The organism is Acetobacteraceae bacterium, from assembly GCA_039613835.1.
In the GTDB taxonomy this organism is placed as follows: Bacteria; Pseudomonadota; Alphaproteobacteria; order Acetobacterales; family Acetobacteraceae; genus Sorlinia.
In genome coordinates this window covers 135946-156447 of the sequence record CP154827.1, presented here as the reverse complement: position 1 = coordinate 156447, position 20502 = coordinate 135946, and the positions used below count along the sequence as shown (strand labels likewise).

The window sequence follows — 20502 nt, the reverse complement described above, 5'->3', positions numbered from 1 at the left end:
GCGGCATGTCAAGTGAAATGTGCACTCAGGTCACAATTCGCTGTGCCCGGTTGAGCTTTTCCGAGCGCCGACCGGCACGTCGCGCACAGGATGAAGCGGCCAGGTCACGATCCTTTCCCGGTCAGGTCGGATGATGCCGGATTAGCCCCTTCCCTGACGTCGTTGACTGGTAGGGCCTGGTGCAGCCCCTCATATTGCAAGGGATGGATCGGGTCGATCTGCTTCATTGTCGGCAGGCTCTGCCGCGTCCAGCTGCCACCCAGGGCGCGGATCAGCCGCACAGTGGCCTGAAGCTGCACTTGTCTGCGCCTGCACAGCGGCGATCCGGGCTGTGAGCGCCGCCTGCTGCGCCACCACAACATCGAGGTAATTGGTCAAGCCGCCCGTATAAAGCGCCATCGTCATGCGCTGCGTGCGCAATGCCGCGGAAACCGCCTCATATTGCTGTTTCGTCTGGCGGTCATAAAGCCGCGTCTGGGAAAGACCATCCTCAACATCCTGAAAAGCGGAGAGGATGCTGCCGCGATAAGCGTCCGCATATTGACGATATTGCGCCCAGGCCTGCTGCAAGGCTGCCCGGCGCAGGCCGCCAGTAAAGGCCGGTTCCACCACCTGCACACCGTATGACCACATGGAATTAGCAAGATTGCCGAAGCTGAAGCCGTTATTCTCAAACCTGCCACTCAGGCTGAACGTCGCACGACCGGGTAGAAGGCGGCGCGCGCCACACCGATTGCATGGCTGGCGGATGACAGGCGTCGCTCCGCCGCTGCAATATCCGGGCGGCGTTCAAGAAGCTGCGATAGCAGGCCCTGCGGCACGCGCACCGTGTCATAAGGCAGCACGACGTCGCGCTTGCGTTCGGCAATGCTGAACGCGGCGGGCGCGCGGTTGACGAGCACGGCGATCGCGTGTTCCAGCACCTCGCGCTGCGCCTGCACCCCTTCAAGCGCCGCGATGGTGCTGTGAAGCTGATTTTCCGCCCATGATACATCCAGCCCGGCTGCAATCGCTCCCGCCTGACGCAGGCGCGTGATCTTAACGGCGACCTCGAAATAAGTGATGGAATCACGATAAACCGCGATCTGGGCATCCAACCCGCGAAGGCCGATATAAGTGGAGGCCAGTTCAGCCTGAAGCATCAGCCGCAGATTGGCGTAATCCGCCGCCTGCGCCAGGTTTCGCTGGCCGCGCTCGGTATTGCGGATCTGATCGAAGAAATCCGGCTCCCACGTCGCGGCGCCACTATAGAAGACGTTGGACATGTAGATGGGTGAGGCACTGGATTGCGTGCGCCATAACCGCGTCCGGGAAGCGCGATTATTGCTTATCCCGCCTGTCGCACCGGCCTGCGGGTATAATTGGGCCTCCGCCTCCCGGGCGACATCGCGGGCCTGCGTGAAAATTTCAGCCTGCGCCTGTAGGTCCGGGTTATTTTCTGCCAGCAGCGTCTCAAGTCTATTCAGCTCAGGGTCTTTGAAAATCTCCCACCATGTCCAGCGGGAAGCCGCATCATTCGGGTGCGCGTCTTCCAGCACGCCCTGACCTTTCGAGCCATTCGGGTAAATATAATGGGGCGGCTGATAATGCGGTGCGAGATCACACCCCGTCAGCAGAAGGAGGAGTGCTGAAAGCGATCGCCGCACAGGGCGCCGACTTTCCGCATGTTTTTGACCCCGGACGCGCGTCATTTGCGGATCGCACCGACATGTTCTCCGGCGCAGCGCGGTCCGGCAGCACCTGCACGGGCGCGACCGGATGGTTCGGCGGGGCGGCGGATTATGCGGCCTTGTCATTATAACCCTTCGTAGTGGGGACAATCTTAACTTCATCCCCCTCCATCATATCGGCGGTAGGGTTTCCAACAATGTCATCGCCCGGTTTGATACCGTCAATAATTTGGATCGTCATGCCGTAATTGATCCCGGTCTCGACGCTGACAAGATGGATGTGGCGATCCACCACCGTCGCAACCTGCGTCCCCTGCGCCCGGAAAATCAACGCATTGACCGGGATAATAAGGATATCCGGCGCTCCGGGCACGATGAAATGCGCTGTCGCGTAAGAGTCCGGCCATAAAATATGGTTCGTATTATCCAGCGCCAGCTCCGTCACGATCGTGCGCGTCGCGGGTGAAAATGCCTGCGCCGTGGCGAGATAAGTCGCCGTGAACTTCCGGCCCGGATATTGCGGCACGGTGATTTTCGCCGAGAGCTTATCCGAAATGATCGAGGCATATCCCTGGGGGATGGAAACAAAGACGCGGATGCGATGAATATCCGCAACCGTAAAAAGCTCCGACGCGCCGCCATGCGCATTGAGGTCACCACTGCCCTCATTGACGTAATCACCGACATTGACGCGGCGCGACGTGACAATCCCATCAAAAGGGGCGACAATTTTCTTGAAATTCTCCAGCGCCTCGAAGCGCCCAACCTCATGGCGCGCCTGATCCACCTGCGCCTTTTTTGCTGCCGCATTTGCCGCCTGGACATCAACCTCCTGCCGTGAAACGGCCTGCGTATTGCGCAGCGCCGCCCAGCATTCAGCGGTAATGACGGCCAATCGATATTGCGCGGCCACGACTTCCTAATTGGCCTTCGCGGCCTCATATTGCGCGTCAAGGCATTGGGATGCTGATTTCCGCGAGGAAATCGCCGGTTTTTACGTGCGCACCATAATCCTTTTATCACATTTTCTCACATAGCCGGAGACCTGCGCATAAATCGGCGCCTGATACCACGCGGCCAGGTTGGCGGGCAGGTCAAGCCTGCGTTCCTTAGGTGCCGGTTTCGGCATGGATGATGGTGACGCGGACGTGCGCCAGATCTTCCACCTCTTTTCGCAGGGCACGGTAATGGAAATGCCGTTCAATAATGCCGATCAGCGCGATCAGCAACGCCGCCGCCACAAGCATCAGGATCTGCTTTCGTTGAAGCGTGATATTATGGGCCAGCTTCATGTCCGCACTCCTTTAGCCGGGGTGGGGTCCGTCCGGCGATGATGGATCATGGCAAAAACACAGGGCACGAAAAGCAGTGTCGCGATTGTCGCCACCAACAGCCCGCCAATCACGGCTTTACCAATCGGCGCATTATCCGAGTTGCTCATCGACATCGGGATCATGCCGACAATCATGGCAAGCGCCGTCATAATAACCGGGCGTATCCGCTCATACCCGGCCCCCAGCGCGGCTTTGAGGGCGTCCTCGTGGATTTCGAGCCGTTCACGCGCGAAGGCGACGACGAGGATGGCATTGGCAGTCGATGTGCCCATACACATAATGGCCCCCGTCAGGGCCGGGACAGAGAGGGATGTATGCGTCAGGAAGAGGCTCTCCACGCAATCCCGGCCAAGCGCCCCTGGCAAAGCCATGATGATGATGAAAGGGTCAAGCCAGGATTGAAAATTAACGACGATCACGAGATAGACCAGCACGACGGAAAGAATGAGCCCGATAATCAGCTGCCCATAAGCCTCGACCATCGTCACAGCCTGTCCCCGCACCACAATGTGGGAACCGCGCGGTAATTGGGACCGTATGGAATCCGTCACTTTTTTTGACCCCATCCACGACATTGCCGAGATCCAGCCCTTCATTGGACCCGTAAATATCAAATACCGGGATGATGTTATAATGCAACACCTGCGCCGGCGTGCCGGTCACGCTGATTTCCGACAGGTCTCCAAGCAGCTGGGACAGCTTGTTTTCAGGATTGCCGTCCCCTCTATCGATCGGCAATGTCTCCAGATCATTCATGGTTTGCAGATAGATCGTAGGCACCTGCACATCGATCAGGCGGGCGATCCCCTGCGGACTTAGCCAATAAACCTGCTCCACCTGCGCACTGCCTGAAAGCGCGACAAGTTCGTTACGCGCCACATCCTCTTCCGTGATGCCTGTCCCCATGGCGTAACTTCGCTGGGCGGCCAGGCGAATAGTGGGCTTCGTCATCGGCTGCTGGATGGAGAGATCCGCCAGGCCGGGGACGGTCAGCAGTTTCTTCTTCAGCTTTTTGGCGAACTCATAATTCCCGAACAGGTCCCGCCCACCACCTGCACATCGATCGGCGCAGGCAACCCGAAATTGAGGATTTTCGCGGTGAGATCGGCAGGCTGAAAGGTGAATTGCGTCCCCGGGAACGCATCCAGCAAGGCCGCGCGTAATTCCTGGCGGTAGCTTGCGATCGGGCTCTCGTCATTTTTCAGGGACACAGTGATATCGCAATCCTCGGCGCCCAAAGTCGGTGACGGGATGAAAGCCTGGTTCATCTGGGAAAATGGCAGGCCGCAATTGCTCAGGACGGAACTGATTTTACCGGGGAGCACCTCGTGCATTTTCTTTTCAACAAGCGAGGCAATCTTGCCAGATTCCTCCAATCGCGTGCCGATGGGTGCGCGCATATGGAGCTGCAATGTCCCCGATTTGATTTCGAGGAAGAAGTCACGCCCGACAAAGAGATAAAGCCCCATTGACGCCACCGAGACAGCGAGGAAAGAGGAGATGAAAAGCCGCCGCGCCGCGATCAGATGGCCGAGAAGCACCTCATACCGGTCGCGGAAATCCTTGAAACCCGTCTCAAAACGCATCTGAAGCCGTGTGAAGAACCCGACCGTGTGATGGTCTGACGGGTGCTCCTGCGCCTTATCATGTCCGGCCAGAAGATATTTCGCCATGGTTGGCACGAGCGTTCGGGATAAAATGAAGGAGGCCGCGATCGCGTAAATGATCGCTTCCGCCATCGGCATGAAGAGCCACCCCGCCACCCCTGTCAGTTCAAAGAGGGGGAACCAGACGATGCAGATACAGGTCGTCGAGACGAATGTCGGGATCACGATCTGATTGGCCGCGTCGATAATCGCGATTTCCAGATCCTTCCCCATTTCCAGATGCGCGTCGATATTTTCGACCATGACGGTCGCGTTATCGACAAGGATGCCGACAGCGAGGGCCAGCCCGCCCAACGTCATCACATTGATGGATTGCCCCGAAATTTGCAGAAAGATCAGTGACGACAAAATCGCCAGCGGGATGGATGTCGAGACAATCAGGGTGGAACGCCATGAGCCGAGGAAAAGCATCACAGCCAAGCTGGTCAACAACGCGGCGATCACCATCTCGCGCACCACATCCTCGACGGAATCTTTCACGAATTTTGAGGCATCCGTCAGGATTTTGATTTTTGTCCCCTTGGGGAGGGACTCTGAAATCTGCGGCAGCAGTTTTTTCACCCCCGACACGACGGAAAGCGTCGAGGCGTCACCACTTTTCATGATGACCATCATGACGGATTACCGCCCTTTGACGAGCACCATATTGGTTTGGGCGGCCCACCCGGATGCACATTGGCGACATCACGCAGATAGACAACGGCATTCCCAACCTGTTTGAGAGGGAGGTTATTGAAAGCCTCGATCTCTTTCGGCTGGGCATTTGTCTCGACCATATAATCATAGGGGCCGATACGCTGATCACCGGTGGGGAGCACGATATTCTGTTTATTAAGGGCATTCCCGACATCAACCGCGGAAAGATTATGGGCCATGAGCTTGGATGGCACGATGTCCACGGTGATATAAGGCGCAAGGCCCCCGTAAGGTGCGGGGATGACCACGCCCGGTATCGAAACAAGTTGCGGGCGAATCAGGTTAGACGCCATATTATAAAGGTCTGCACCATTCATCGTTTCTGAATTGATCTGAAGGGTCAGGACGGGGACGGAGGACGCATCATAGGCAAGGATCAGAGGCGGCGTCGCCCCTTGCGGCAATTGCTTGATGATCGTCTGAGAAACGGAGGTGATCTGGGTCTGTGCCGTTGAAACGTTCGCACCAGGCTGAAAGAACAACTTGACGATGCCGCGCCCGTAGAAAGAGCCACTTTCAATATGCTCGATATTATTGACCGTCGTGGTCAGGGCGCGCTCATAATAATAGACGATCCGGCCCGGCATATCCTCCGGCATCAGGCCAAGATAGGACCAGATGACGGCCACGACCGGGATTTTGATGCTCGGGAAAACATCCGTCGGCGTCGTGACCGCCGCGCGCACGCCGAAAATGACAATCAGAACGGAAAGGACGACAAAACTATAGGGGCGCCGCAGCGCGGTGATGACAACTTTATTCATCCAGACGGTCCGAAAATCGAGGGCGTATGCGGGCGAAACGCAGCTTTATCACGTTTCGACGCATCGACTTCACATCGCGCCACATGAAACTATGGTCAGGTTTCCGCCCGGTTTGGCTTGAAAATCGGCTGGTTATGACGAAGCCCGCCGGCGATTCAGAGGGTTTCGGGCAGGGGTTCTGTGAGCAATAAGTCGGCCTCCTCCTGATGTATCGCGAAAAACATCTGGAAAACAGCGCCAGGATTGGCCGTCCCCTCCCGATAAGACGAGATTTCGAGCGAGGTTCCATGCAGGCGGAGGATTGCCATGACCAGGCTGAGCCCGAGGCCGCTCCCCGGGATATGGCGGCTTTTATCCGAACGGTAGAAACGCCCGATCACCGCCTTGCGCTCGGATTCCGGGATGCCGATGCCGGTATCCGCGATGCGGAGCACAATCTGATTGCCCTCACGATAGGCCGCTGCCTCAATATGACCGCCAGCGGGCGTGAATTTGATGGCGTTATCGAGAAGATTGGCCATGACCTCAATCAGCAGGTCCCGGTCGCAATTGATCGGCAACGGGTCACCCCGGGATGACTTATCAATCAGGGTAAGTTGATGGGTCTCGGCAATCGGCTCATAAAGCTCGACCATATCCGCCACGATAATGCGGAGATCATGCGTCGCGAAGCCCGCCTTGCGGCGTCCATCCTCAAGTTCCGCAATGCGCAGGATCGCGGTGATGGTTGAAAAGCACTGGTCGAGATCCTGCGTCGCTTTCTCGATAACCTCATGCAATTCGGCCGCGTTGCGCTCTCCATTCAAGGCGCGCTCAAGCCGCACCCGCATACGGGAAAGTGGAGTTCTGAGGTCATGCGCGATGTCATTCCCGACATTGCGGATTTCAACCATCAAATACTCAATGCGGTCCAGCATCCGATTGACGGAACCCGCCAGGCGTTCGAGATCATCGCGGGATCGGCCTGCGGGTAATCGGCCGGACAGGTCCCCCTCCATAATGCGCTCAATCGCCTCATTGAGGCCGCCCACACGGGATAATGTGCGGTGACTGAGGTAAATCCCGACACATAGCGCGAAGGCGATGAGTGGCAGGAGGGAGTATACCATCGTGTGCAGAAGGGAGTTACGCAGACTATCGAGACGCCTCTGCGATATCCCAAAGACAAGCACATGGCGTGAAGGGAGGCGCGCTGTCAGAAACAGGTAATTATAACGCGGGCGGAGGGGAAGCGCGTAATTAAGCTGCTGGACATCATCCTCAATCCGCAACCCATCGGGCCAGGATAGGAGATCTCCCGCGATATAGCTTAAATCACGGTCAAAAAGCCCGACGCAATCGAGGGTCAGGTGGATTTTGCTGCCATTAATGCCCTCAAGCACTTGCACAATTGCCTGTTCCGGACGCTGGGCAATCATGAAAGCCTCACGCCGCAGAACGTTCTGGAGGTAAATAATCTCCGAACTGACAAACCGCAGATAGAAAAAGGTCAGGTTGCTCGCGACACCTGCAACGACGGTAAAGACAACGGCGAGCGTCAGTCTGAATGTCGCGGTCCTGAAAAGCCCCAGAATCTGCAAATCAGTCCTGGATACGCAGCATGAACCCGGCCCCCCTGATACTATGGATAAGCGGCGTCTCGCCGGGCGCGTCAACCTTCCGCCGCAATTTGCCTATATGCACATCTACAAGGTTCGTCTGGGGAATGAAACGATAATTCCAGACATCCTCAAGCAACATGGTCCGGGTCAGGACCTGATTGGGTCGCCGCATAAGATATTCAAGCAGGCGGAATTCACGCGGCAGGAGGTCAACCTCACGCCCCATGCGATCCACCTTGCGGTCAATTAGGTCCATCTCAAGCGGCCCGACGCGAAGTTTGGTGGCGCGGGACGAGTTCGGACGTCGGAGGAGTGCCTCCAAACGCGCGACCAGCTCATCCATCGCAAAAGGCTTGACGAGGTAATCATCCCCGCCCGCCTTAAAGCCCTGCACGCGCTCATCAACGGCGGAAAGGGCCGAGAGCACCAGGACCGGCGTCATGATTTCACTCTGACGCAATTCCTCGATGACGCTCAGGCCGTCAACATGCGGCAGCATCCTGTCCATTACGAAAATATCGAACTGCCCGCTTCTCGCGGTCGCAAGCGCTTCACGCCCGTCGGCAGCGCGGTCTGTCTTGAAACCGCGGGACTCAAGCTCCGCAACGATTTCGGCAGCCAATGTGTCGTCATCCTCGACGACGAGCACATGCGGCGCTTTCTCGTCACGATCGTCCTGCGAAACTTTTCTATCCTGTCTGACCATGGCTTATAATTACTTAAACGTTGAGATGTCTGAACTAAAAGCGAATTTAAATTTCATCCTCGAGGTCCCTTTCCGTCGCGTCCTCAATCGCATCGAGTTCACGAAGCCTCTTGCCGAGTACGCGCGTGCGGCGACGAGCAGCCTCAATTGTGTTGCTCATCGTTCCGGCGCCTTTCGCCAATTTTTCGAGAACGCCGTCCATTTTCATGATTTCCTGTCGGGTGACGCCAAGCAGCCGCGCGATGGTATCTGTCCGCTCCTCAAGCGCAATCGTGACATAACCGAGATGCACTGTGCGCAACAACGCGGGGATGATTGACGGCCCCATCACTATAATGCGGGAAACGCGGCTAAGTTCGTCGATCAAGCCGGGAATACGGGCGATTTCCGAGTATAATCCGTCAGTCGGCAGGTAAAGGACGGCAAATTCCACGGTTGAGGGCGGCGCAATGTATTTTTCCGCCATTTTTCGGGCCTCAAGGCGAATCGCCGTTTCGAGATTGCGGCGCTCAATCCGCTCAGCGGGCGCGTCGGCGCGCTCAATGGCACTCAGGAGCCGCTCATATGAATCGGTCGGGAACTTACAATCAATCGAAAGATAAGGTGCCGGGTGGGCGCGTGAGGGCATTTTGATCGCGAATTCGACGAAGACATTTTTCTCCGGGATCCGGAAATTACATTCATAAGCGTCGGGCGGCAGAATATCGTCCAGGATCGCCCTGAGCTGCGCTTCGCCCCAGCCGCCACGGGTTTTGACATTGGTGAATAAACGTTTGAGATCGCCGATCTGGGCGCTGACAGCCGTCACTTCCCCGATCGCTTTCTGCATCTCTGCAAATTGCTCGACCACGCGGGCAAAGGAGGTCTGCATCTGTTTTTCAACGCTGGCGCTCAATTGCTCATTGACGGAAGCGCGGATGGCCGCAAGCTGCGTCGCGTTGGAGGTGGCCATTTCCTTTAACGCATCTGACTGCGCAAGTCGGGCCTCCGCGTGCTCCCGCCAAAGACGTTGCGCGACATCGCCGAGGCGCTCATTCACGTCCAGATGCATGCGTTCCATCCGTGCCGTCAGAGCGCGCTCCGCCTCCCGAAACGCCAGTTGCGTCGCGCGACTTTCCGTGCTCTGCGTATCCTGAACATGCGTCTTCATCTGATCAAGCTGCGTCAAAAGATCCGCCGTGCCACGCCTCCCCGATCGTAACCAGAGAGACATGGCGATCCCGAGGCAGAAAAACGCAATGAGCCAGGGGAGGAAGGAGGCGACGCCGACATGCATGGAGAATAATCCCGTAATTTGTTGATTTATGAAAGATGGGGAAAGCCTGCCTCAAGACGGCGTCGCGTCAAGGGTCAATCACCGATTTTTGCGATAAAACATCCTCGCCCCAATGTGGCAGGATGCGGGATCGATAAGCATTCCGCCTATTTTTATTGTTTTTTACTGTTTCATCCACAGTAAAAATATGCGATGATTTCACGGTTTTATATGCTACCTCGCCTTCGTGACCGTGATTATTTTAAAGGGGTTTAGATGAGATTTTTTCGAACATTCTGTATCTGCATCCCGACCCTTTTTGCCGCCATGCTGGGCGCGGGGGCTGCTCAGACGACAGATGGTCTCGGCCGCACGACCGACGCACGTGGCGGGATCTTCTCGAAAGATCTGTCGGAAGGCCAGACTTATGATGGCGCAGGCAGGCTTTATAACCATCGCACGGCGAATGATCTCGTAACCGGTCCACGCAATGACTTCCGCCTGCATCTGGACGCGATGGGACGCATTTCCGACGCGCGGGGCCGACTTCTTGCTCATGTCAGCAGTGGGCGCTTCACGTCAGCGGAGGGCGGCTTTCTCGGTCGGCAAAATCCTGACGGACGCGTCTATGATGCGCATGGGACGTTCCTTGGCGTGGCGCCGCAGAGTGATGAGGTCGCCGTTTATCGTCCACTCAATCACGCACCCTGACGCACGGTGGCGGGCCGCGCCGCCGGTTTTCTTTTTCTCGCCCGCGCCGGAGAACGGGCTTTAGCCTCCTCCGCCTCAGCACCCCGTTTCACCTTTGCGGGGGCTGCGCGAAGGGCCTTCCGCCGCGGCTGCGCCTTCGGGGTGGCGCGTTCATACTGCCCTAGAAGTGCCTCACAGAAAATATCGAGATCATCGGGGTTGCGTGAGGAGATCATGTTTCGATCCTCAACCAGCGCTTCGTCTTTCCAACGCGCGCCTGCAGCGACAAGTTCCGTCCTATCGCCCCGCATGGACTGGATGCGGCCTTTCTCCAGCGCGACGAGCACGGTTTCAAACCCTGCTTTTTTAAGTTTCTTCCAGGGTTTCAGGAGTTCGACCTCCTCAACACCATGGGTGGCCAATATCGCGATTATTTTCGTCATCCTCGTCTCTCCGCACGGAATCTCTCCTTACGTAAGCGCATCAGGCCTGTGTCGGATTCGTTTACCCTGCATTGCGCGGGGCCTGAACTTCATCGGGGCGCGTCTGGCGCTATGTTGCCAGCGTCAATGCCTCAGAAATCAAGGTCCGTGTAATGAGGCGGCGGGGTGAAGCCGGGCAGTTTATCATGCAGAAGAGCGCGGAAGCTCGGGCGGGATTTGACGCGTGCGTACCAGTCTTTGGCGAAGGGCGCGCGTGACCAGTCAATATCCCCGATAAAATCGAGACAGGACAGATGCGCGGCAGCCGCCAGATCCGCATAAGTGAGCTGTGCGCCGCCCAGCCAGGCGCGCGTTTCTGAAAGCCATCCAATATAGTCGAGATGAAAGCGCAGATTGGCATATCCAGCGCGGATTGCCGTGCCACCCGGCGTGCCACGGCCTGAAATCCGCTTATCGACCTTTTCCCCCAATAGATTTCGCGACACTTCATTACTAAATTTGACGTCGAACCAGTTCAGGAGCCGACGCGTCTCGATACGTTCTTCCAGACTATGGCCCAATAAAGTTGAGCCCGTATAGGCTTCCTCAAGATATTCCGCGATAACACTACCGCCAGGGATGGCGAGGCCGGACTCCTCAACCAGCACGGGCACCTCACGCGCCGGGTTGAGTGCGAGGAAGTCCTCTCCACTTTCCCACACGTTTTCCACGCGCATCTCGAAAGGAATGCGTCTTTCCGAGAGAGAGAGCCGTGCAAGACGACTTTGAGGTGATAAAGGAAGGTGATAAAGAATGCGCATCCGGTACTCATTAATGGGCGTTGACGTTGGCAACAAGCCAAACCGTGTTACAAGCTCAAACTTTAAAGCCCGCATTCGCTTCATGCTTTTTGAGAAGATTTAATGTCCGAGCAAACAGTCGACATCGCCCAATCCCCACGTCCTATGACCATTCGGGCCTGTGGGTGCTCATTTATGGCCCTTGTCCTCGCCCCTCAGGCACCGATTGCGCAATGGCTGTCCGCGCTTGACCATCAGGTTGCGCGCTCATCCGCCTTCCTTAGTGGCAAGCCGATTATTCTTGATCTCGGTCTTCTGGACGCTCATTCTGAAGGGCTGGCGGATATTCAGGTCGCCTTGCGGGACTGGGATTTTCCACCCGTTCTGACCGGAGGCCCATGATATCGCCCCTCCGCGGTCGGGCCATTGCCGGGGTCGGAGGAAATGGAGCGGCGCGGATCTTCGCGCGGCGCATGTTTGCGGAACTCCTCGCCATCGATGGCTTTTACATGACGGCGGAGGAGATCGACCAGCAAAGTGTCGGTCAACCCGCGCAAGCCCTGTTGGATTCCGATCATGTCCTGATTCATCCGCTCACCTGAACTTTATTTCTGAATTTTCCGCGTTGCCGAAAACATTTCATTGTCAGTAGACTGGGACGTCATGATCGGACCATAAAACTAAGAGGAACCTGGAGCGCATATGGCCAAAGTGCTGGTAGTCACGTCGGGTAAGGGCGGTGTAGGCAAAACCACGTCGACAGCGGCACTAGGTGCCGCGCTGGCGCGGGTTGGCAAAAATGTGGTCGTCGTCGATTTCGATGTCGGGCTGCGCAACCTCGATCTTGTCATGGGGGCGGAACGTCGCGTCGTGTTCGATTTCGTGAATGTCATCCAGGGAGATGCCAAGCTCGGCCAGGCGCTCATCAAAGATAAAAGATGTGAGACGCTTTCCATCCTGCCTGCCTCGCAGACACGGGATAAAGACGCGCTGACATCTGAGGGCGTGGCCCGCGTCATGGCTGAACTGCGTGAGAAATTTGACTGGATCATCTGTGACAGTCCGGCTGGTATTGAGCGCGGGGCGCAAATGGCGATGCATCACGCTGACATGGCTGTGGTCGTCACCAATCCGGAAGTCAGCTCCGTGCGCGATAGTGACCGCATTATCGGCCTGCTCGACAGCACGACGGAGCGCGCCATTAAAGGCGAGAAGGTCGAGAAATTCCTCCTCCTCACCCGTTACGACCCCAATCGCGCCGCGCGGGGCGAAATGCTGAATACGGAGGATGTGCTGGAGATCCTCTCTGTCCCACTGATCGGCATCGTGCCGGAGAGTGAGGAAGTGCTGAAAGCCTCCAATGTCGGGGCGCCGGTCACTCTCTCAAACCCTGATTCCGCCCCCGCGCGCGCCTATGTCGACGCCGCAAAACGCCTGAATGGGGAAAAGATCGACCTTCAGATTCCGGTTGAGCGCAAGGGCATCCTGGACCGGTTGTTCAAAAAGAGATCAGCATGAGCCTATTCAACTTTTTCTCCCGGCCCAAAACCAGTTCCGTCGCCCGCGATAGATTGCAGATCCTTCTCGCGTATGAGCGGTCCAATCACGGGAACTCTGAGCTTATCAAAAAGTTACAGAGCGAGATCCTTGCTGTCATCAAAAAGCATGTCGCCATTGATGATGAGAAGGTTCACGTCAAAATGGACAGCATCAATGGCGAGTACGCCACGCTGGAAATTGACATTGAAATGCCGGGGCTGGAGAAGGCCAGTTAAGTCTGTGCGCACCCCTTCCCCGATCAACAGGATTGGGTGCCATGAGCGGATTTTTCAATAATATTCTTAACTCGGCCATCAGCGGCCTGAGTGGCCCGTTGCAAAAGAAACTGGGCAGCAGCCTGAGTGAGCTGCTCACGTCGGAGCAAGGTATTGAGACATTGCTTCAACAGGCAAAAGCGGCCGGTTTGGACGATAAGGTGCATTCCTGGATCGGCAATGGTAAAAACCTGCCAATTTCTTCTGAGGAAGTTCAGACTCTCTTATCGAATGAGCAGGTGCAGACCCTGATTTCCAAAACAGGGATCTCGCCGTCACTGATTATGCCCGCTCTGGCCATGATATTGCCGCGCCTTGTCGATAGTCAGACACCTGACGGCAAAGTCAATGGTGAGCCTCCGACGACAGCCTGACTGGCGCTGAGTGGCTGCTTCCCTGACAGGATAAATGACGTCACCCCGGGCATTTTGCCGGAGCGGCTGCGCTTTGCCGTAGGGTGTCGGCTTGTATGAATTGGAAGGTCACGGCAGGCCCTCGGCTCTTCCGATCGCCAAAACCCCAAGCTTTTTAGCGGTTTCCTAAAGATGGCAGGGTGCAGCGGGTTGCGGCAATATGCGCCGCCCGCCTCCCCCGGCTTGATAGCTGGATAACGGGTGCTCAAGCTTTTAAACAGGAGCCCGTTAATTACCTCTTCCTCTCCAAAACCGTCTCCCCGACCGAAAGTAACCATCGCGCGTGTGCACCGCGTTTTCATCGACACGATCACAGCAAGCGACCATTTGATGGAAGATCGGCTGTAGACGGTGCATCACCAGCCTCCCAGCCAATGATGCACCAATCAAAAACGTTTAAGGCAGTGCGCCTTTACTCAATAAAACCCAATTTGAATTGTATCTTCCCCGCGAGGGAGACGAGATCCGGGTCTTCCGGATAAGCGGCGAGCAGAGGGAAGAAGACAGAGCCGCCGACGATGCTTCGGCTCTTCCCGTCTTTGGGTCGAAGCCCCCAAAGATCCTGATACGTCATCGGAACGTTTTGCCCGTTCACCACCGCATTACCGATATAGAGCATGATATGCCCCGGGATGTAGATGAGGGTCTTGAAAGGCTTGCCATGATCCCTCAGATAAGCCAGGCGCGCGTTGACATCCTCTTTGCTGAGATCGACCACACGTACAGCAGATTGAATCTGCGCGGCCGAATTTCGCGGCAGGAATATGCCGAAAGGCATGAGCAGGCTGCGCAATTCCGCAGAGCAGTCATTATGGAAGTAGTCATTTCCCCATCCATAGGGCCTGTCATGCATCGTCCGCATCAAGGCCGCCACATGGCCCGACAGCATCTGCCACGGTATCGGGACGAAAGCATGGTCATCCAGCGTCACCCAATGGCGCTCCGCACTATTGCCTCGGCCCTGTACCGGTACCGCAACCTGGAAAATGCCGGGTCGCAACTTGCGGAATGGCAGTATCGTGCCTGGCCGCGCGGTGAAGAAGAATCGACCGCCATCGGCGACGCTGATAGAATCTCTGATGATGGCGCCGAGATTGCGGTTTGCCATCGCCACCCATTCCGTCACGAAACCCTGACTGACGGATGCGAGATCCTCACTATGCACCCAACCTATTACAGTCGGCGTGCACACATATTTCCAGCGTTCATCGCGGCTGGTCGTCAATATATAAACCGGGGCGCCGGGTCGGACGGCGGACATTTGCAGATTATCGAAAGGATAACCCTGCCCGGCCTGGCGGTAATCGTCAAAAGCCGGGTCATCGGTCGGGAGAACCCTCACCAATGTTTCCCTGAGGGCGATGGCGCGATGAGCGGGGTGGTAGTCGTGGCTGATATCCGTATCCGCATTCCCCCTAACTTCCATCTTCCACCGGGCGGAATGGGGCCTGAAATTCTGTGCCCATAGAACTTTTTTATCCGAGAGCAGCTGATTGACACTGGCATCGCGGACGGTTTCCGGCCCTTTCTTCAGGACAGATGCGATGTAAGTCGCGTTCCAGGGTGAGTTCTCGTCCTGCCCAAGGCCGAAATAACGGGTTTTCAACGCGGCAAAATATTTCTGCTGCGTCGCCTCATCCATAAGCGGGGTATTCGAATCAGGGCCCGCAGGAAGCCATTTATCAACAGATTGCGGATAATTATCTAGCGGGAAAATTTTTTTTGTCGGATCAATGTAAAGAGCCGCCGCACGACCAGGATGGGCAGCATCCTGCGCCCCTTTACCCGATGGGGCCGTTTGGCAGGCGGTCAAAATAAAGGTAACAGCCAGAAATAAAAGGTTACGATTTCTGACGGCGTGATTGATTTTCATTTGGCATCTCCGTCAGTAGCCGGTTTATTCGGTTCGTATGACGATCATACCTGGTTTCTGACGCATGTAATCTAGAAAAGGTGAATCAATGACCTTTCTATTTTCACGACGGGAAGAGGCATTTCGAAACCACACGCGCCCATCATGCCGCACAACGATGCCCACATGTGAGACATCCTCTTGTTCTGTAAGGGAATATACCCCCACATAGTCGCCCGTCCTGAGATGGTGCAGAACGCGCTCATTGATTCCCGCTGCCGGGATATAGGTTAATTTGCGCGTGGAAAAGCCGATACCCGGCACGTAAGGTTTGCCATTCGGCAGGCGATTCAGGTCCCTGTCGATGGTCACGTGATCAGGGCTGATTTCCGCTGTGACATCGCGCGCGATACGGGGCCGTCTCGTGAACCAGTCGGAAAAGAAATGTCGGCGGCTGGCATAAGAAACCTTGTTATCCGCGTAACGGATGTGAACAAGGTTTCGCAGAAACGTGTCCCTGTCATGACTGCGCGACAGCGCCTCGACATATTCAATTAACGTCGTGCAATCGACGAAGCTGAAATCCGCCACCAGCGCTTCTTCCGCGCCCGGCCCGCCAATGAGCGTGCCGCCACGATAAGGGGTACCCAGAAAAGCAGCGGAAACGCGGCTGATGATCTCACCGTGATTCTGACCTTCCTGCGGGCACACGATGTATCGGATGATGTCATCCAGCTTTTTTTCCGTGGGGCTGTCGATGACAATCTTATATCCGCGCGGTTTGGGTGCGGCGCAGCCTACCAGACATGCTGAGAGCAGCAGAAGAAACCATGTTTTTCCACGCATCGCGTCGCACCTTCACTTGAGAAAAACCTATCAGATCTTCCCAGAAAATTTTGCTATGGGATAGAGGGTTAACCTTGCAGAAATCGCCCCGCATATGATCGAGGGACGTATCGTCGAGAGGTGGCAAGGACTCATCCTTTGAGCGGGCATCGCGGCGCGAAGACGCATCCGGCCGGACGTTCCGAAGGGTGGGCAGCGAATCCCTGATGACGGGCAAAGGCGGCGGCCGCTCTCCGCGCTTTCCATCAAGGGTGGGGACGGTTGCTAGCAGAGCGCTGGTATAAGGATGGCGCGGGCGGCCCAACACGATGTCGGTCGGGCCGCTTTCGAGAATCATGCCGCTATAGAAAACAACCATGTGATCGCAGGTTTCAGCCACCACGCCGATATCGTGCGTGACAAGGATCAGCGCCATACCGAGAGGATCTGCGCCTGCACCGTCACATCAAGGGCTGAACTGGGCTCATCCGCAATGAGGAGGTCAGGTTGGCATGAAATCGCCATCGCGATCATCGCCCTTTGCCGCATCCTGCCCGAAAGCTGGTGAATATAACGATGCTGCGTCTCCTGCGGGTCAGGCAGGCCAACCATCTGCAGAAGCGTGATCAGCCCGGCCCCGACCCGATGACCCAGCAAAGCGGCACCCATACCGAGGGACAGACACCCCAGGGCGATCATCACCGCCGCGAGCCCGACAAGTGAGAATGTGACCGCCGCCACCATCACCTGCGTCACAACATTCTGCCCGTGATGCACGTAAGATGTCAGGCGGCGTTGGATAAAAATCCCATACATCATGCGGGTATATTGCTGCGGAAGGGGCCTGTCGAAACCATATTGGTGACGCACTTCAGCCAATAAGGTCGGGCTGGCTACCTTTACCGGCGAACCGAGCAGCGGGGTCTGTCCCTGGCGTCGCGAAGAAGACTGTAAACATCACAACTGAAATACCCGCCAGAACCGCGATACCATGGGCAAAACGGCGGAGGATGAAGCTCATATCATGTCGCGCCGACGCAAGACGCGGGTGCAGCTTTCAGAAACGATATAGAAGCTGAGAACGGTCAGCATGATCATCATGCCGGGCAGGATTGCAACGACGGGGCGGGTATAAATCAGCCCCTCCCCGTCACGTATCATTGACCCCCATGACACATCCGGCGCCTGCACCCCGAGTGACAGAAAGGAAAGAGCGGACTCCGCCAGCAGGCAGAGAGCCATCAGAAGTGGAAAAAACGTCATAAGGGACAAGAGCAGCCCTGGTAGGATTTCCCGCACCACCACCGTGAAAGGTGACGCACCAAAAGCTGCGGCGATTTTGACGTAATCGCGTTGCGCCAATTGCCGGACGCACGTCGTTAAAAGGCGCGCTGCATAAGGGAGGTAAACCGCCGCAATGACGCAGACAGGTATAAGGCGGTTATCCGCTGTCAATGTGACGGGGCCGAGCCGGAGCCCGTCCCGCAACATCGTCATGGAGAGGCAGCTCGCAAAAAGATAGACCGGCACTGCCCATAACATGGTCATGATCCATGACACGATCCGCTCCACCCCTCCCCCCCGGCATAACCAGCGCACAGGGGACAGAAATGTCGCAAGTGTCAGCCCGAGAAGCGCCGCCGCACTGGCAATCATGAGGCTGTTGCGACCACCACAGAGAAGGCGTGACGCAACATCCCGCCCCTGCGCATCGGCACCTAGCGCGTAAGGACCGGCACGCCAGCTCGGCCCGATCGGCGTATAACCGAGATGGAGGGGGTTGTTGTTTCGTTGCATGACACCCACCCGGTGCCCATCCCGATAGGTTGTGTCGACGATGTGACTTTCAAACGGTGTCATGCCATTGAGGCGCGCATAGGGTGCTGCGAATACCGCGCCCATAACGATGACACTGAGCGCGGTCAACGCAAGAAGCACGGAGATAGGTGTAAGCATGATCCATTCTCGCATTGATCTCCCTTCCCGCTATCTTTTTTCGTCCAGCCTTGCGGCCGTCGCGCTTCTCAATTTCGTGTCGTCAACGAAGCACCGTGCGTGCATCCGACATCTTCCCGTCTTTCGCTTTTCCGTTACTCATTTCGCATCTCATTTGCTGAATGTTAGGTTAGTTAAACGATCAGTGAGGGACGGTGTTCCCGCGATGAAATGCTGGAAAGCGCGCATTTTGACCCGCCTCGCCGATCAGCTGTCGGCGAGGCGGGTCATCTTATATCCTACCTGTTTCGGGGGACTTAAGGCGGTGCCTGAGTGATGCGCAATGCCGGGATTTTCGGTATATGACCGGGCTTGAAAAGACGGTCCGTTAGGCGGAGAAAGCGCGCGGCCCGAAACATAAGCGGGCAATATGCCGTCGCGCGAGGGCAAAATCGGGTGCGCCCGTCTGCTTACAGGCCAGCTCCAGCTCCTGCGTTGCGGAACAGGCGGCGAGAAGCGCGGCGCTGTCCCAACGCCGCACGGCCGTCCAAAATAAATCAGCGACCTTGAAGAAAATTGGCGGACGCAGGCCGCGTTCCGCCTCGGAGGGGGATGCGCCCTCATCCATCGCATGTCGCACCGTCAAGACACGCAGAAGCGCGTAAGAGCACGCGCGGACAATGGCCACCGGCACCGCGCCATCCGCAATGGCACGCTCAATCGCCGCATCGGCCTGCGCTCTCTCACCCGCCAACGCGCTTGACGTGGCATTGCTGAGGCTTTCCGCACGCGTGTCACCGATGCAGAGCTGCACATCATCAAGGCTGAGCGGCGCTGACGGTTCAGCAAACAGGATAAGCTTTTCAACCTCCTGACGGATTACGGCGCGATCAGCAGGCAGCACGCTCGACAGCCACGCCATCGCATCCCGATCCACCCTGACCTGCGCCGCGTCGAACATCGTGCGCAACGCGACAGAGAGGGAACGCCCTTCTTCAGGATAACAGGCGATCACGGCGACATCCTGCCGCTTTTCCATCGCGCTGCGCAATTTGGAGCGTGAGGCCAGTCCCGGCGCTTCAAGGAGAATGACATTATCGGACACGCCATAAAGCGCGCGCTGCAGCATCGGCAGGATATGATCCTGCACGTCCCGCACCCAGATGAGCCGTCGCCCGCCAATCAGGGAAAGTGCCGTGGCCTCCTCCTCAAGCCGGGCATGGTCTTCCCGATCCAGCACCACGACGCGAAAAGGATCATCTTTATCCGGCACGACCTGACCCGCGACCTTGATCGCGCGCTCACGGATCAAACCGTGATCCTCACCATGTAAAACAAATCCGCGCCACGCCAAAGCGTCACCAAGCACATGTTCGGTGCGTCGCGGTTCGATCTTCATCCGATATCACTCATCATCAATGCCGATATCCGTCCAGCCTGTTGCCGCCGCCGGGAAGCCATCTGGCCCCGCTTTCTGCATCGGCTGGCCATTTCGGGACGGCATGGCGTTCGGATCAAAATATTCCGGCACGACAGGCTTATTCCTCTGCGCAGGCGTGACATGGGAGGTGAACCACGCTGCCAGTTGCTCAGAGATCTGCCCGGCGAGATTTTTGGAAATGCGGGCGTCCAAAGCTTTAATATTCAGTGACTGCGCGAAATATTGCTGGAAGGTCGTCGTGTAACCGTCGAGTAGCGATGCATCCCCTTCCGCCAGAAGCTGAGGCTGATCCGCCACTGTGTAGAGGCGCCAATGTGCCGAGGCATTGGCACACATACGACCCGACGTGTTGTCCTTATGGATATCGACAGCATCAATCCCGACATTGCGACTGACGCTCAGAGTATATTTCTGCGGAATCGCACCATCGTCGGAACCGAGATCCTCCTGCAAAGCCAGTCGAAGCAACTGACCGCCACGATTACTGATGCGATCCACGAAAATCTGCGACATCTCGCTGCGCGCCGACTGTTTTGTCGCACCCCCCTCACCGTAAAGCGGGCGGAACCCACATGAGGCAAGGAGCAAAGCCGGGAGGATCGCAAATTTTTTCATAT

At 56.7% G+C, this 20502-nt stretch carries 20 protein-coding genes and 3 pseudogenes; 7 read left to right on the top strand and 16 right to left on the bottom strand.

Annotation, left to right across the window (positions count from 1 at the left end):
* Window positions 1-189: 189 nt before the first annotated feature.
* A complete protein-coding gene (locus AAYR33_00950; GenBank protein XAO72324.1) occupies window positions 190-687 on the bottom strand; it encodes a TolC family protein in 498 nt (165 codons plus the stop codon).
* A complete protein-coding gene (locus AAYR33_00945) occupies window positions 684-1646 on the bottom strand; it encodes a TolC family protein (GenBank protein ID XAO71577.1) in 963 nt (320 codons plus the stop codon). Before AAYR33_00945 ends, AAYR33_00950 begins: the two co-directional genes overlap by 4 nt.
* On the opposite strand from AAYR33_00945, the gene AAYR33_00940 reads away from it, so the two are divergent.
* A complete protein-coding gene (locus tag AAYR33_00940) occupies window positions 1625-1801 on the top strand; it encodes a hypothetical protein (GenBank protein XAO71576.1) in 177 nt (58 codons plus the stop codon). The two genes, AAYR33_00945 and AAYR33_00940, sit on opposite strands and share 22 nt — an antisense overlap.
* Here the strand turns inward: AAYR33_00940 and AAYR33_00935 are convergent.
* The 5 genes and pseudogenes from AAYR33_00935 to rmuC all read right to left on the bottom strand — a co-directional run bounded on the left by AAYR33_00935 (window position 1795) and on the right by rmuC (window position 9714).
* Window positions 1795-2962 (bottom strand): annotated as a pseudogene (locus AAYR33_00935) (efflux RND transporter periplasmic adaptor subunit). The gene AAYR33_00940 and the pseudogene AAYR33_00935 sit on opposite strands and share 7 nt — an antisense overlap.
* Window positions 2959-6131 (bottom strand): annotated as a pseudogene (locus AAYR33_00930) (efflux RND transporter permease subunit). Before AAYR33_00930 ends, AAYR33_00935 begins: the two co-directional pseudogenes overlap by 4 nt.
* A 155-nt stretch (window positions 6132-6286) precedes the next feature.
* Window positions 6287-7711 (bottom strand): ATP-binding protein, encoded by a 1425-nt coding sequence (locus AAYR33_00925; GenBank protein ID XAO71575.1) that lies wholly within the window; start codon window positions 7709-7711, stop codon window positions 6287-6289.
* A gap of 1 nt (window position 7712) precedes the next feature.
* Window positions 7713-8438 carry a response regulator transcription factor gene (locus AAYR33_00920; GenBank protein XAO71574.1) on the bottom strand — a complete coding sequence of 242 codons (726 nt, stop codon included), beginning with the start codon at window positions 8436-8438 and terminating at the stop codon, window positions 7713-7715.
* Between the two features lie 46 nt (window positions 8439-8484).
* Complete coding sequence (gene rmuC / locus AAYR33_00915; GenBank protein XAO71573.1) at window positions 8485-9714, bottom strand: DNA recombination protein RmuC; 1230 nt, start codon at window positions 9712-9714, stop codon at window positions 8485-8487.
* Between the two features lie 255 nt (window positions 9715-9969).
* Between rmuC and AAYR33_00910 the strand changes: the two genes are divergently transcribed.
* Window positions 9970-10404 carry a hypothetical protein gene (locus AAYR33_00910; protein XAO71572.1) on the top strand — a complete coding sequence of 145 codons (435 nt, stop codon included), beginning with the start codon at window positions 9970-9972 and terminating at the stop codon, window positions 10402-10404.
* Here AAYR33_00910 and AAYR33_00905 read toward each other — a convergent pair.
* Window positions 10392-10826, bottom strand: coding sequence for a DJ-1/PfpI family protein (locus tag AAYR33_00905; protein XAO71571.1), 435 nt, complete (start codon window positions 10824-10826; stop codon window positions 10392-10394). The genes AAYR33_00910 and AAYR33_00905 overlap by 13 nt on opposite strands.
* Window positions 10827-10957: 131 nt before the next feature.
* Window positions 10958-11626: a glutathione S-transferase family protein gene (locus tag AAYR33_00900; GenBank protein ID XAO72323.1), complete on the bottom strand. Its 669-nt coding sequence runs from the start codon at window positions 11624-11626 to the stop codon at window positions 10958-10960.
* A 174-nt stretch (window positions 11627-11800) separates the two neighbouring features.
* Here AAYR33_00900 and AAYR33_00895 point away from each other — a divergent pair, with 174 nt between their 5' ends.
* The 5 genes from AAYR33_00895 to AAYR33_00875 all read left to right on the top strand — a co-directional run bounded on the left by AAYR33_00895 (window position 11801) and on the right by AAYR33_00875 (window position 13793).
* Window positions 11801-12007 (top strand): hypothetical protein, encoded by a 207-nt coding sequence (locus AAYR33_00895; protein XAO71570.1) that lies wholly within the window; start codon window positions 11801-11803, stop codon window positions 12005-12007.
* Window positions 12004-12207: a septum site-determining protein MinC gene (locus AAYR33_00890; protein XAO71569.1), complete on the top strand. Its 204-nt coding sequence runs from the start codon at window positions 12004-12006 to the stop codon at window positions 12205-12207. Before AAYR33_00895 ends, AAYR33_00890 begins: the two co-directional genes overlap by 4 nt.
* 100 nt (window positions 12208-12307) lie before the next feature.
* Window positions 12308-13123: a septum site-determining protein MinD gene (gene minD / locus AAYR33_00885; protein ID XAO71568.1), complete on the top strand. Its 816-nt coding sequence runs from the start codon at window positions 12308-12310 to the stop codon at window positions 13121-13123.
* Window positions 13120-13380: a cell division topological specificity factor MinE gene (gene minE / locus AAYR33_00880; GenBank protein ID XAO71567.1), complete on the top strand. Its 261-nt coding sequence runs from the start codon at window positions 13120-13122 to the stop codon at window positions 13378-13380. Before minD ends, minE begins: the two co-directional genes overlap by 4 nt.
* A gap of 41 nt (window positions 13381-13421) precedes the next feature.
* Entirely contained in the window at window positions 13422-13793 is a 372-nt protein-coding gene (locus AAYR33_00875) for a YidB family protein (protein XAO71566.1), read from the top strand.
* A gap of 451 nt (window positions 13794-14244) precedes the next feature.
* Here AAYR33_00875 and AAYR33_00870 read toward each other — a convergent pair whose 3' ends face one another.
* From AAYR33_00870 to AAYR33_00840, 7 genes and pseudogenes are all read right to left on the bottom strand, one after another.
* Entirely contained in the window at window positions 14245-15705 is a 1461-nt protein-coding gene (locus tag AAYR33_00870; GenBank protein ID XAO71565.1) for an SH3 domain-containing protein, read from the bottom strand.
* A 24-nt stretch (window positions 15706-15729) separates the two neighbouring features.
* Window positions 15730-16530, bottom strand: a complete 801-nt coding sequence (locus AAYR33_00865; GenBank protein ID XAO71564.1) for an N-acetylmuramoyl-L-alanine amidase-like domain-containing protein — start codon at window positions 16528-16530, stop codon at window positions 15730-15732.
* A gap of 146 nt (window positions 16531-16676) precedes the next feature.
* Window positions 16677-17136: pseudogene (locus AAYR33_00860) on the bottom strand (oligopeptide/dipeptide ABC transporter ATP-binding protein).
* A 244-nt stretch (window positions 17137-17380) separates the two neighbouring features.
* A complete protein-coding gene (locus tag AAYR33_00855; GenBank protein XAO71563.1) occupies window positions 17381-17530 on the bottom strand; it encodes a hypothetical protein in 150 nt (49 codons plus the stop codon).
* Window positions 17527-18480, bottom strand: a complete 954-nt coding sequence (locus tag AAYR33_00850; protein ID XAO71562.1) for an ABC transporter permease — start codon at window positions 18478-18480, stop codon at window positions 17527-17529. Before AAYR33_00850 ends, AAYR33_00855 begins: the two co-directional genes overlap by 4 nt.
* A 352-nt stretch (window positions 18481-18832) precedes the next feature.
* Window positions 18833-19843: a DNA polymerase III subunit delta gene (holA, locus tag AAYR33_00845; GenBank protein ID XAO71561.1), complete on the bottom strand. Its 1011-nt coding sequence runs from the start codon at window positions 19841-19843 to the stop codon at window positions 18833-18835.
* A gap of 6 nt (window positions 19844-19849) precedes the next feature.
* Complete coding sequence (locus AAYR33_00840) at window positions 19850-20500, bottom strand: hypothetical protein (protein XAO71560.1); 651 nt, start codon at window positions 20498-20500, stop codon at window positions 19850-19852.
* Window positions 20501-20502: the final 2 nt, after the last annotated feature.